Below are 12,300 nucleotides of genomic sequence, written 5' to 3'. Positions count from 1 at the left end.
CCGGGTCACCAACTGGAGTCGGTGACTCGGCGTTCCGGTTCGACCGGATAGGTCTCCGCATCCGCGAACCGGAGCTCGTCCTCGCCGTAGGCGGCGGTTCGATCCGGTGAATCCGGCGGCGCCAGTGAGGGTTCCGGTGCGGTCGGCAGGCGCATATCGGGCATGCCCTCGATCAGATCGGTGAGTTTGGGCAACCGGGCCCGGCGTTCCTGCAGCGGCGCCATCAGTTCCCGATGCCGCTGCGCCAGATTCTTCGACGCCTGCTGGGCGGCCTCGGTCACCGCCCGAGCGATCTCGGAATAACTGAGATCCTCGATTCCGGCGCCGAACTTGGTCTCGATGACGGTGCCGTCGGCATTCACGCTGACCGTCACCCGGTTCTTGCGCACCGACGCGGTGCCGGTCAATTCCGCACGGTCACGCTGGATTTCGGCGATCACGCGCAGTTGCTGTTTGGCCTCGCCGATGATTCCCGCCAGCTCGGCCTTCATATGCTCGTTCGTCATGGGCGCTCGATCCGCGGCTGTTCGATCACTTGAAGCCGTAGGTGTTGCCGTGCTCCATGGTCTCCAGATAGGTGGCACTGTCGTTCTGGCCGTCGGAGAACTTCTCGAAGGCGGTGGAGAAGTTACGCGCGCCGGTGACCATGTTGTCGTGTGCGGCGAGGTAGCCGTCGCCGCTGCCGGTACCGGCGAACTGCTTGCCCAGACTGTCATCCCCCCAGCAGTTTCCGTAGCCGGTGGTCTTACCCTGCAGTTTCGTCAGCACCTGTTCGATGTGGTCACGCACGTCCTGCGTCTTCCCGGCGGCCGTGCGGAGTTTCGCCACCTCGACCTCGATCTCGTCCGCCATCGTCCGTCCCTCCATCGCACTGCCGGCCGGCGCCCGTCGACGCTGGTCTTCGACGATGGCAGTCCCGGGAGAATCATCAGTGGCGCCGACGTGAACTCCGGGTGGCCGGTCCCGAAAGCCACCGCGAAACCCACCGCGGCGGCCGGTAACCGATGATGGGGGGCATGCGAATCCTGGTACAGCGCGTCAGCTCGGCCCGGGTCACGGTCGACGACGAGGTGGTGGGCGAGATCGACCCGCCCGCGATGGGAGTGCCGCACGGCCTGCTCGCCCTGGTGGGCGTCACCGGCACCGATACCGCCGCGCTCGCGAAGACGCTGGCGGACAAGTTGTTTCGCCTGCGCATTCTGGGGGGCGAACGCTCGGCCGCCGACCTGGGCGCGCCGATCCTGGTGGTCAGCCAGTTCACCCTCTACGCCGATACCGCGAAGGGCCGGCGGCCCTCCTGGTCGGCCGCGGCACCCGGAGCGGTCGCCGAACCCCTGGTCGACGAATTCGCCGCAGCACTGCGCGATCTCGGCGCCACCGTCGCGACCGGCCGCTTCGGCGCGCACATGCAGGTGTCGCTGGTGAACGACGGGCCGGTCACGCTCCTGCTCGAGGCGTGAGCGGCGCGCTCACTCGTCCACCTCCTGATAGTCGTTCATCCGCTGCACGATGTGCTCGGCCTCGGTGTCGATCCAGTCGGCCAGTCCCGCCGAGCCCATCCCGACGGCCACCGGCGCCGGTTCCTCCAGGGGAATCACATAGCGACCGTCGTCGGGCAGATCGCGCCACAGCCGGGCCACCGAGATGCGGCCGCGGGGACCGAATTTCGATCTGCCCTGGGTCAATCGAACGGTGCCGGTGTGAGTCGCGGGAATGTCGAAGAAGGCCGCACTGGTGAGCCCGCGGTAGTCGTCATCGTCGTCGGCGACCATCGAACCGCCACCGGAGGACCGGCCGGTGCTCTCGCCGATCTCGATCTCGATCGGTCCGCGCCGACCCGGTCCGGCCGCCGGCAGCAGTCCGACGACCGTCTCACCGAGCGCCCGCGGATCGCAGGCGGTGATGGTGAAACCTTCGGCGTGTCTGAGGGTTTCGCCCGGCAACTGCACCACGACGAACCCACGGGAGCCGAGCCGCCCGGCATAGAAGCGCACCCGCTTGTTCGGATTGTCGAAATCCGAATCCTCCCACGCCTCGCCGCCGACCAGCACCTCCGGCAGCACCATGGTGTCCACGATCGCCTCGAAAGCGCTGTCACCGCGGTTCTCCAACTCCGCTCGGATGCGGCGCCATTCGCGCTCGTAGTCGTCCAGATACGGGATGCGGCTGGTGATGCTGAACATCGACGGCACCAGACCGAAGAATCGGGTATCGCACAACACCTTGAATTCCAGGTCCGTCAGGGTCCACCTGTTCACATTTCCTCGTTCATGGTTCGATCACCGGCTTGACCCGGAACGGGGTGTCGCCCATCGCGTCGTCGAGCCAGTCCGTGGACGTCAGGTATTTCGGCCGCCGGTGCTGACCCTGCGGTCCGGAATTGCCCGCGCTCGACGCCGGGGTACCCGCCATACCGGGCTGGCCGGGTTGTCCGGGCTGACCGGCCTGCTGATCGTACGAATCGTGGTGTCCGGCACCATAGGTGGAGACGTCCGCCGGTAGCGATGCGCGCGGGAACTTGTCCGGTTGCCGCGGTTGATCGAGTTGCTGGGGCGGTGTCGCATCGTCGGGCCCGACACCGCCACCGACTCCACCACCGTCACCGGCCCCGCCACCGGCATCGGCGCCTCCCCCGCCGGCGCTGTCGCCGCCGGGATCCAGTTGTGCCGCGATATCCGACAGCCCCTCCATACCCGGGGTGTGGCTGAGGTCCCGCAGCCGTTCCGCCAGCGAGTGCAGCGGATCGGTATCGCCCGTACCGGACAACAGTTGATCCAGGCCGGGAATCCCGGAAAGCAGGTGGCTCAGATCCGGATTGCCGGAGAGCAGTTGATCCACCCCGGTCGATCCCGAGACCAACTGGTCCAGACCGGGGATACCGGACAGAAGATGACGCAGATCCGGATTGCTCGCCAGCAACTGATCGAACCCAGGAATGCCGGAGAGCAGTTGCCCCAAGCCGGACAGGCTGTCGTGGGCCGTCTGCCCGAGCTGGTTCAGTGCCTGTTCGCCGCCCGAGAGCAGCGATTCGAGCGGATTGGTGCCACCTGCGCTCCCTCCGAGCAGCGACGTGAGCGGGTTCGAGTTGCCCGTCCCGCCGGACAGCAGCGACTCCAGCGGATTCGCACTTCCCGTCGTCGCCGAATTACCGAAGGACGGCACCGTCCGACCGGCGCTGTCGCCGGTGGTGCCGGTTCCGGCCTCCGTATTCTGTTCTCCCGCAAGGCCGGACAGGAGATCGTCGAGTGACGGCAGCTGCTGCTGACCGTTCTTGGCCGCGCCCGCCCCGGACTGCTGGGTCTTACCGAGACTCGACGGAATCGACGACGAACCCGTCCCCGAGGTGGATCCGGTGCCGGTCGACGAGCCGGTGCCACTGCCGGTCGGACCGGAGTACGGCGTGCTGCTGGGACCGGAACTGCCGCCGGAGGATCCGCCGGTGTCGCCGAGTCCGGCGGAATTGAGCAGGTCGCTCAGATTCGGTAGTTGCTGGTTGGACTCGCCGCTGCCCGGCATGCTGTCGTAGTTGCTCGGCATCGGCGAACTCTTGCCGGTGCGACCCGAACCCGAGCTCGCCCCGGATCCGCCGCCGTAACCGCCGCCCGTACCACCTCCGTAACCGCCGCCCGCGCCACCGCCGTAGCCCGAGCCGTAGTCGGAACCGCTGCCGTAGCCCTGCCCGCTGCCATAGCCTTGGCCGCTGCCGTAGCCCTGGCCACTCCCGTAGCCGTCGCCACTGCCGTAACCGGATCCGCCGCCGTAACCGGAACCACTGTCGTAGCCCGAACCACTGCCGTAACCGCCTCCGTAGCCGGAGCCACTGCCGGAACCCGAACTGTGCGAACCCTCTTCGTAGCCGACCTGGTAGCCCTGCTGGTAGGCCTCCTGCAGCTGCTGCGATGTGGCGCCACTACCCGACCCACTGCCGTACCCGGATCCGCTGCCATAGCCCGACCCACTGCCGTAACCCGAGCCGCTGCCGGAGCCGTTACCCGAACCGCTGTCATATCCCGAGCCGCTGCCGTAACCGGATCCGCTGCCGTAACCCGAGCCGCTCCCGTATCCGGAACCGCTGCCGTAGCCCGAACCGCTGCCGTATCCAGAACCGCTCCCATAGCCCGAACCACTGCCGTAGCCCGAACCCGAACCACTCCCCGACCCGCTGCCCGAACCCGAGCCCGAGCCCGAGCCGCTGCCCGACCCGGATCCACTACCCGACGTGCTACCACCGCTCGCCTGGCCCGGGATGGCGATCGTCGGAATCGTCGAGATCGTCGATTTCATCGGTTCCGCGTAGTACTTCTTGTAATTCGCGCGGTATTCGTCGGTGTGGTGATGTTTGCAGCCCGTCTTCTCCGGCTGTCCGGGAGTGGGCATCGACTTGCGCGTGGCCTCGAGCCAGTCGCTGGTGTACCGCAGACTGGCACCGGTCACCTTGATGGCGTCGATCAGATCCTGCGTACTGTCCTTGTAATTGCGCACGGCGGTCACCGCCGCGGCCGACGACGTACCGGTCCAGCTGGCCTGCAACTTCGCGATCTGGTCCGCGTAGGTGGCCATATTGCTGGAGAGCAGCTTCGACATCGAATCCCAGAATCCGGACAGATCCATCGGCGGCTGGGCGTGAATCGTCTGCCCCAGCTGGATCATCTGGTCCCAGTCCAGACTGTCCGGGTTCTCGATATTGATGGTGACCGAATCGGTCTTACCGCCGTAACCCTGGATCGCCTCCGGGAAACTCGGCATCGACCAGCTGTCGTCGACGAGATCCTGATTGAGGTCGGCGACCAGACTCCCACCGTTCGAGGAGAGTTTCGGCGGCGTCACATTGCTGGTGACGTCCTTGGGTTTGGCCAGCGTGTCGAAATTGAACGTCGAACTGTGCTCGTGCGCCGCGAAGGTCTTCCCCGCGGCGACGAAGGTGTCGAACTGATCGCGGACCACATTCGCATGGGTCATCAGCGAGTTGTACAGTGCCGCACCGTGATTGCTGTAGACACCGGCCAGATCGCGGCTGGACTGCAGAATACTGAAGGCGCCGACCTCGTGCGCGCGGGTGTCGTGGACCGATTGCGCCAGGGCTTCCAGATTGGCGATCAGCTGCGCCGCGGCATCGGTGGCGGCCTTGATGTCCTTCGTATCGAACTGCAGCACACCGGCATTCGCCGCACCCAGAATTTGGGTCCATTCGGTGGTATCCGCATTCGGCAACGTCATGATCAGCCTCCGAGGCCTTGGGTCGAACCTTGTTCGGCGGCTCTGAACTGGTCGGCGGCCGACCGCTCACCCTCGGCGAATTGAAACAGGGCATCGGCCATGCTGTAGCCGCCGTCGACCATATTGGTCCGCGTCGCCTTGTATCCCTTGTCGCCGTCGGCGAACTTCTTGCCGGACTTGTCGTTTCCCCACGGCTGGTTGGCGGAGTCGTTCTCGATTCCGGCCAGCGTGCTGTGCAGGGTATCGATCACGCCCCGAACCTTGTGTGAGACTTCCTCGGGCAGGTCGGCGGCTCTTGTCAGCGCGTCGACATCCACCTCGATCTTCTCCGCCATTGTCAGTCCCTACCTGTGTGCCTACATCTGGAACGGCTTGTCGACATTCGGGTCGCCCCCACCCGGGTCGCTCGCGCCCGGATCGTCCGAGGCCGCCGCGCGCGGCGCGGGCGGAGGATCGGCCGCGTCCAGCCACGCTTGCTCGCCCGGTGCGTCCGGGGCGTCGTAGTGCGCCGGCATCGGACCGATGTCCGGCACCTTCTTCGGCCGCGACTTCGCGCGATAATCCTTGCCCGGCCCCAACGGCCTCCCCGGATCCTTCGGCTCATCCGGGTCAGCGGGCGGGGGCGGAGCCGGCGCCGGACGCGACGGCGTCATGTAATTCGGGTCCGAGGGGTCGCGGAAACCACCACCGACCGGCGGCGGCGGTGCGGGACGCGACGGCGTCATGTAATTCGGATCCGACGGATCCCGGAAACTGCCGCCCTGCCCACCATTCACCGGCGGCTGCGGCGCCGGACGCGACGGAGTCATATAGTTCGGATCCGACGGATCCCGGAAACCACCGCCCTGCCCTCCGGTGGAGGGATTCGACACCGGGGCAGTCGGAGGGCCTTGCTGGGTGAACGGTCTGGAAAAGTTCGGCGGGCCACTCGGATTGCCCGTCGAATTCCCCACCGGCGCAGCGTGAACCGGCGCCGACGACGAGCTCACCGGCCCGCCCCCCGACGCACCCGGCTGCGTGAACGGCCGGGAGAAATTCGGCGGATTGCTCGAATTCCCCACCGGCGCAGCGTTGATAGCAGGCGCCGGGCGAGAGCCGGGGGCCGCGCCCGCGGAATTGCCGATCGGATGCGGCACCGATCCGTCACCACCGCTTACCGGCGGGGCGGGGGCCGGACGCGACGGCACCATGTAGTTCGGATCCGAGGGCGAACGGAAACCACCACCACCCTGCCCACCACTCACCGGCGGCTGCGGCGCAGGACGCGACGGCGTCATGTAATTCGGATCCGACGGATCCCGGAAACCACCACCGCCCTGCCCGCCGTTCACCGGCGGCGCAGGGGCCGGACGCGACGGCACCATATAGTTCGGATCCGACGGATCACGGAAACCACCACCACCCTGCCCACCACTCACCGGCGGCTGCGGCGCAGGACGCGACGGCGTCATGTAATTCGGATCCGACGGATCCCGGAAACCACCACCGCCCTGCCCGCCGTTCACCGGCGGCGCAGGGGCCGGACGCGACGGCACCATATAGTTCGGATCCGACGGATCACGGAAACCACCACCACCCTGCCCACCACTCACCGGCGGCTGCGGCGCAGGACGCGACGGCGTCATGTAATTCGGATCCGACGGATCCCGAAAACCACCACCCGCTATGGACGTCGACTGATGCGGTCCACCGAAACCCGCTGGGCCCGAATGCGTTCCGCCCGTTCCTGATTGTCCGCCCGCCCCCGCTGCGTGCGTCGGCGGTGCAGGGGCCGGGCGCGACGGCACCATGTAATTCGGATCCGAGGGATCCCGGAAACCACCGCCCCCCTGTCCGCCGTTCACTGGTGGCTGCGGCGCAGGACGCGACGGCGTCATGTAATTCGGATCCGACGGATCCCGGAAACCACCACCTTGCTGGTGGTTTCCGCCGTTCGTCGTCGAGGTATTCGTCGTAGACGCCGCCTCATTCTGTCCCGGCACCGGTCGCGGCGTCAGCGGATTGTTCGTGGGTGGCGTCTTCGGCGGGGCCCAGGGCGCCTTCGCATTCATCCAGAGGTTGAATCTCGGGTCGCCCTCGGTATTGGTTGTCGTCTTCGTTCCCAGACCGCGCATACCGCCGACCATTCCGCCGCGGGCCGCACTACCTACCCAGCCTTCCGGTCCCGCGAACGCGCCCGCGATATCACCGGTCACCGCACCCGCGCCGATATTGCCGAATATGTTGCCGAAGACACCGGCCGTGGCACCGATCGTCGCGCCTTGCAGGAACATTCCCGACCGGAACGGCATATTGGTGATCGCACCGCCGAACTTCTTGTCGAGATTGCCGATCCCGAAGCCCATGTACCGGCCGAGTTCGCGGCTGGGAATGGTGCTCAACGCCGAGGCCGCCCAGGAGGCGCCGAATTCCTTCCAGTTGAATCCGTGCCGCTTACCGTCCGCGATCTGTGCGCCCTGCACGATCGCGTTGGTCACCGGAGCCCAGAGCGCGCCCTCACCGAATTTCAGCGTATACACGCCCATGCCTTTGGCCGTGGGCAGAATCGTCTTGGCCTTGTACTTCCAGGTCTGTCCCTTCATCCCCTTCCAGGTATCGGCGGAGAGGATGTGCTTGAACCAGTACCGCGAGGCGCCGTTGAGTTCGCCGCGGGTGGCGAATCCCAGTTTCGCCCAGGCACGTTCGAGCGCATTCTGCAGTGCGTCGGCGATGAATTTCACGATCGATCGGGTGGTGCCGATCGCGGCGGCCTCCACCGCCGGCGCGGTCGGCGGGAACAGCCACGCCCAAGCGATCTCGACCAGCAGAATGCACAGCGAGACGATGATGTTGATCTTCGCCGACTGCAGTTCGGTACCGACGTCGAAGGTCGAATCGCTGATGGTCTTGAACGATTCGGCCAGCGTCGCGAGCGACTGGTCACCCTGCAGAAAGGCATCGAACAACTTGCCGATCTGATCGGCGGCATCCCCGGCCGGAAATGCCGCCATCGCCGCCGTTTTCGCGCTCTCGATACCGGGAACCTGCGCCGCGAGATCCTTGGACGCCTGCTCCCAGGCCCGCGAAACCGCCCACATCTTGTCTTCGTCACCGTCGGGCCAGCTGGCGCCGGCAACCCAGGCGATCGGACGTACGGGCGGGGGCAGGTACAGGCTCACGGGGGATCAGTCCTCGTCGGACACCATCGAGCGGTGCGCGCTGCCGTCCACCGGATGCGCGGGCGGGACGTCGCGATAATCCTCGATCCGGGTCGGCGCCGGTGGCGCGGTCGGCATCATCTGCCCGAGATCCGGTGCGCCCTCGACGAATTCCGACAATTTCGGCAATTGCAGCTTCCGCTCGCGCAGCGGCTGCATGAGTTCGGCGCCGAGTCGCAGCACCTCCGCCGCGGCCTGCTGCACCGCCGCGGTCATCCCCGCGGCGATCTCGTCGTAGGTCAGATCCGCGATATCGTCGGCGAACTTCGTGTCGATGAGCAGTCCGTCGGCATTGACGGTCACCTGGATTCGCTGCTCACAGGTGTTCGCCGTGGCCGTCAGCCGGGAGCGTCGCAACTGGATCTCGGCGATGCCGCGCAATTGCTCGTCGAGCCCCTCGAGCACCGTCATCATGTCGGCATGGAGCCGTTCGTTGACCACTGCCACCTCCACCGTCGACGCGCGCAGTAGCAACAACAGCACACCAGATTGAATATCCGGTGGCGCCCAAGGAAATTCAGTGTCGGCTACCGCCGTGCACCCGGGCCGGGGCGGGCGACGGCGGCGCCGGGTAGCTGTGGCACACCCGCAGCGCCTCGCCGCACCGCTTGTGAGATGTCCAATGCGCCACCCGGAACGGAACGATCGGACCGGCCCGAGAGTTAGGTTCTCGACCAGCAGATATTCATCACCACGTGCGGTCTCGACGCCGTGCGCCGACTGTGAGGAGGGCCCGTGACCGAACGCAGTATCGCCATGAACCCCGGAATGCACGAGGTTCTCGACTACTTCGGCAAATGTCCCGAATGCGGTTATCCCGCACGGGCTTCCGCCGATTTCGCCGGGGCGCCCACCGTCGTCGCCAGTTGCGACCGCCCGTGCGGCTGGACCGGCGTGGTTCCGCTCACCACCATGACGGGACGCACGGCGTAACACCCCAGACAGCACGACGCACCCGCGCCGACGAGGCCACGGGTGCGTCGCGAAACGTATTATTCGGGTCGAACGGTCAGGATCCGCGGACCGTCCTCGGTGACCGCTACCGTGTGCTCCCAGTGCGCGGCGCGACTGCCGTCGGTGGTGACGACGGTCCAATCATCGTCCAGCACAGTCGTTTCCGTGGTGCCGAGAGTCAACATCGGCTCGATCGCCAGCACCGAACCGACCACGAGTTTCGGGCCACGTCCGGGTGCGCCCTCGTTGGCGAGGAACGGATCCATATGCATCTGGCGGCCGATGCCGTGTCCGCCGTACCCGTCCACGATGCCGTAGGCGCGGCCGTGCTCCTTCTCCGCGGCGCGCGTCCCCAGCTCGATCGCGTGCGAGACGTCGGTCAGGCGATTGCCCGGCAGCATGGCCGCGATACCGGCGTCCATCGACAGCCGGGTGGCCTCGCTGAGCAGCCGATCGGCCTCGATGACCTCACCGATGCCGAACGTCCACGCCGAATCGCCGTGCCAGCCCTCGAGAATCGCGCCGCAGTCGATGGAGACCAGATCGCCCTCGGCGAGCACCTCGTCCTTCGACGGAATCCCATGCACCACACGGTCGTTCACCGACGAGCAGATCGATCCCGGGAAGCCGTGATAGCCCTTGAAGGACGGGACGGCGCCCGCCTCGCGAATGGTCTGCTCGGCGACCTCGTCCAATTCCCAGGTCGACACCCCGGGCTTGGCGGCCGTACGCACGGCAACCAGCGCACGGCCGACGATCGCGCCGGCCGCGGCCATGGCATCGAGCTCACCGGCGGTGCGGAACGGCACCACCTTCTTCTGCTTGAGGCCGAAAACCATTCGCCTCAGCGACCCAGAACGTGGAGCACGCGGGCGTTGACCTCGTCGACCTCACCCACGCCGTCGATCGAGACGACCAGGCCGTCGTAGTGCTGCAGCAGCGGTTCGGTCTCGTCGCGGTACACCTGCATCCGGTTGCGGATGACTTCCTCGGTGTCGTCGGCGCGGCCCCGGCCGAGCATCCGCTCGACCACCACATCGGTGGCCACCTCGAAGCTGATCACGGCGTCCAGCGCGTGACCGGACTCCTTGAGCATCTTCTCCAGGGCCTCGGCCTGGTCGACGGTGCGCGGGTAGCCGTCGAGCACGAATCCGTTGACGGCGTCGGGCTCGGCGATGCGGGACTCCACCATGCGGTTGGTCACATCGCTGGGCACCAGGTTGCCGGCGTCGAGGTACTTCTGCGCCTCGCGACCCAGCGGGGTCTGCTGGGAGATGTTCGCACGGAACAAATTCCCCGTGGAGATGTGCGGAACACCCAGCTTGTCCGACAGCAGTTCGGCCTGTGTCCCTTTACCGGCACCCGGCGGTCCGAGCAGTACGAGTCTCACTTGAGGAACCCTTCGTAATTTCTGTTCATCAGTTGGCTCTCGATCTGTTTGACCGTATCGAGGCCGACGCTCACGACGATCAGCACCGACGTGCCTCCGAACGGCAGGAAGTTCGAACCGCCACCGCCGGCACCGATGTGCAACAGCAGGTTGGGCAGTACGGCAACAGCACCGAGGTAGATCGAACCGGGGAGGGTGATTCGGCTCAGTACATAGTTCAGATAGTCGGCGGTCGGCTTACCCGGACGGTAACCGGGAATGAAGCCACCGAACTTCTTCATCTCGTCCGCGCGTTCCTCCGGGTTGAAGGTGATCGCGACGTAGAAGTAGGTGAAGAACACGATCAACGCGAAGTAGATCAGGACGTACACCGGGTTACCCGGGTTCACCAGATACTTCTGGATGATCTTCTGCCACCAGCTGTCGGAGTTGGAGGACTGGGTCAGCTGGGCGACCAGATTCGGCAGATACAACAGTGAGGACGCGAAGATCACCGGGATCACGCCGGCCTGGTTGACCTTCAGCGGTAGATAGGTCGACGACCCGCCGTACATCTTGCGGCCGACCACGCGCTTGGCGTACTGCACCGGTATTCGGCGCTGGCCCTGTTCGACGAAGATCACGCCGACGATCACCACGAAGGCGGCGACACACACCAGCCCGAAGATCAGACCGCCCTTGCTGTCGAGGATCTGCTTGCCCTCGCTCGGGATGCGGGCGGCGATACCGGCGAAGATCAGCAGCGACATACCGTTGCCGATACCGCGCTCGGTGATCTGCTCGCCGAACCACATCACCAGCGCCGCGCCGGCGGTCATCACCAGCACGATGATGATCAAGCCGAAGATGCTGGTGTCGGCCAGGATCTCGTCCGGGCAGCCGCGCAGCAGCTGGCCGCGCGAGGCGAGCGCCACCAGACCGGTGGCCTGCAGAATCGCCAAAGCGATCGACAGATAACGCGTGTATTGCGTCATCTTGTTCTGGCCGGACTGGCCTTCTTTTCGCAGTTCCTCGAACCGCGGAATGACCACCGTCAGCAGCTGGATGATGATGCTCGCGGTGATGTAGGGCATGATCCCGATCGCGAACACCGACAGCTGCAGCAGCGCACCACCGGAGAACAGATTGATCAGCTGGTAGATGCCGGCATTGTCACCGCCGGAGACGACGTCGATGCAATGGCGGATCGCCTTGTAGTCGACTCCGGGCGACGGTAGCGAGGCGCCGACGCGGTACAGCGCGATCAGGCCCAGCGTGAAGAGAATCTTCCGCCGCAAGTCCGGGGTCCGGAAGGCCGACACGAAGGCGGAAAGCACAGATCCTCCTGGCTGACGACACGGGGGTCACGCCCACTTCCGTCACCTCGGCACATACCGGTGCCCTACAGGGCAGGGCCGGTCCTGTGCCACGACAACGGGGCAGACTGGTTGGCAGACAACACTTGAACTCTAACAGCGGCGCCGGACGGGCGCGACCCCCGCCGCCCCCCCCCCGTTATAAAACAAAAATAAAAAACCCACACACTAGTCGCTACAACACCCC

At 66.0% G+C, this 12,300-nt stretch carries 12 protein-coding genes; 2 read left to right on the top strand and 10 right to left on the bottom strand.

Going from position 1 to position 12,300, the window contains the following annotated elements:
* Positions 1-5: 5 nt before the first annotated feature.
* Positions 6-506 (bottom strand): YbaB/EbfC family nucleoid-associated protein, encoded by a 501-nt coding sequence (locus A5780_RS19290; RefSeq protein WP_063016680.1) that lies wholly within the window; start codon positions 504-506, stop codon positions 6-8.
* A gap of 25 nt (positions 507-531) precedes the next feature.
* Entirely contained in the window at positions 532-852 is a 321-nt protein-coding gene (locus tag A5780_RS19285; RefSeq protein WP_146098677.1) for a hypothetical protein, read from the bottom strand.
* A gap of 164 nt (positions 853-1,016) precedes the next feature.
* Between A5780_RS19285 and dtd the strand changes: the two genes are divergently transcribed.
* The gene (gene dtd / locus A5780_RS19280) at positions 1,017-1,460 is read left to right on the top strand and encodes a D-aminoacyl-tRNA deacylase (protein WP_064909161.1); all 444 of its coding nucleotides are present in this window, start codon (positions 1,017-1,019) and stop codon (positions 1,458-1,460) included.
* A 9-nt stretch (positions 1,461-1,469) separates the two neighbouring features.
* On the opposite strand, the gene A5780_RS19275 is transcribed toward dtd, so the two are convergent.
* The 5 genes from A5780_RS19275 to A5780_RS19255 are packed head-to-tail and all read right to left on the bottom strand — an operon-like array spanning position 1,470 to position 8,897.
* Complete coding sequence (locus tag A5780_RS19275) at positions 1,470-2,258, bottom strand: ESX secretion-associated protein EspG (RefSeq protein WP_063016684.1); 789 nt, start codon at positions 2,256-2,258, stop codon at positions 1,470-1,472.
* A 10-nt stretch (positions 2,259-2,268) separates the two neighbouring features.
* Positions 2,269-5,217, bottom strand: a complete 2,949-nt coding sequence (locus A5780_RS40085; protein WP_064909160.1) for a PPE domain-containing protein — start codon at positions 5,215-5,217, stop codon at positions 2,269-2,271.
* 2 nt (positions 5,218-5,219) lie between these two features.
* Positions 5,220-5,552, bottom strand: a complete 333-nt coding sequence (locus tag A5780_RS19265) for a hypothetical protein (RefSeq protein ID WP_063016688.1) — start codon at positions 5,550-5,552, stop codon at positions 5,220-5,222.
* 21 nt (positions 5,553-5,573) lie between these two features.
* Positions 5,574-8,375, bottom strand: a complete 2,802-nt coding sequence (locus A5780_RS19260; protein ID WP_064909159.1) for a hypothetical protein — start codon at positions 8,373-8,375, stop codon at positions 5,574-5,576.
* A gap of 6 nt (positions 8,376-8,381) precedes the next feature.
* Positions 8,382-8,897, bottom strand: a complete 516-nt coding sequence (locus A5780_RS19255) for a hypothetical protein (RefSeq protein ID WP_051755293.1) — start codon at positions 8,895-8,897, stop codon at positions 8,382-8,384.
* A gap of 252 nt (positions 8,898-9,149) precedes the next feature.
* Here A5780_RS19255 and A5780_RS19250 point away from each other — a divergent pair, with 252 nt between their 5' ends.
* Positions 9,150-9,347, top strand: a complete 198-nt coding sequence (locus A5780_RS19250; protein ID WP_030513409.1) for a hypothetical protein — start codon at positions 9,150-9,152, stop codon at positions 9,345-9,347.
* 59 nt (positions 9,348-9,406) lie between these two features.
* Here A5780_RS19250 and map read toward each other — a convergent pair whose 3' ends face one another.
* From map to secY, 3 genes are read right to left on the bottom strand one after another with little or no spacing between them, the layout of a single operon-like run.
* Positions 9,407-10,207, bottom strand: a complete 801-nt coding sequence (gene map, locus A5780_RS19245; protein WP_030513408.1) for a type I methionyl aminopeptidase — start codon at positions 10,205-10,207, stop codon at positions 9,407-9,409.
* A gap of 5 nt (positions 10,208-10,212) precedes the next feature.
* On the bottom strand, positions 10,213-10,758 hold the full coding sequence (locus tag A5780_RS19240) for an adenylate kinase (protein WP_062994277.1): 546 nt from the start codon (positions 10,756-10,758) through the stop codon (positions 10,213-10,215).
* Positions 10,755-12,074, bottom strand: a complete 1,320-nt coding sequence (gene secY / locus A5780_RS19235; protein WP_063016692.1) for a preprotein translocase subunit SecY — start codon at positions 12,072-12,074, stop codon at positions 10,755-10,757. The genes A5780_RS19240 and secY overlap by 4 nt, the downstream gene beginning before the upstream one ends.
* Positions 12,075-12,300 lie beyond the last annotated feature (226 nt).

The sequence above is a fragment of the Nocardia sp. 852002-20019_SCH5090214 genome (genome assembly GCF_001665865.1).
GTDB classification, from domain to species: domain Bacteria; phylum Actinomycetota; class Actinomycetes; order Mycobacteriales; family Mycobacteriaceae; genus Nocardia; species Nocardia nova.
The sequence above is the reverse complement of the archived record's forward strand: the minus strand, read 5'-3'. Positions and strand labels throughout refer to the sequence as shown.

Bases quoted from the DNA above. Each gene is read 5' to 3' on its own strand.
- A5780_RS19290 (WP_063016680.1), bottom strand. From the start codon at position 506: ATGACGAACGAGCATATGAAGGCCGAGCTGGCGGGAATCATCGGCGAG.
- A5780_RS19285 (WP_146098677.1), bottom strand. From the start codon at position 852: ATGGCGGACGAGATCGAGGTCGAGGTGGCGAAACTCCGCACGGCCGCC.
- dtd (WP_064909161.1), top strand. From the start codon at position 1,017: ATGCGAATCCTGGTACAGCGCGTCAGCTCGGCCCGGGTCACGGTCGAC.
- A5780_RS40085 (WP_064909160.1), bottom strand. From the start codon at position 5,217: ATGACGTTGCCGAATGCGGATACCACCGAATGGACCCAAATTCTGGGT.
- A5780_RS19265 (WP_063016688.1), bottom strand. From the start codon at position 5,552: ATGGCGGAGAAGATCGAGGTGGATGTCGACGCGCTGACAAGAGCCGCC.
- map (WP_030513408.1), bottom strand. From the start codon at position 10,207: ATGGTTTTCGGCCTCAAGCAGAAGAAGGTGGTGCCGTTCCGCACCGCC.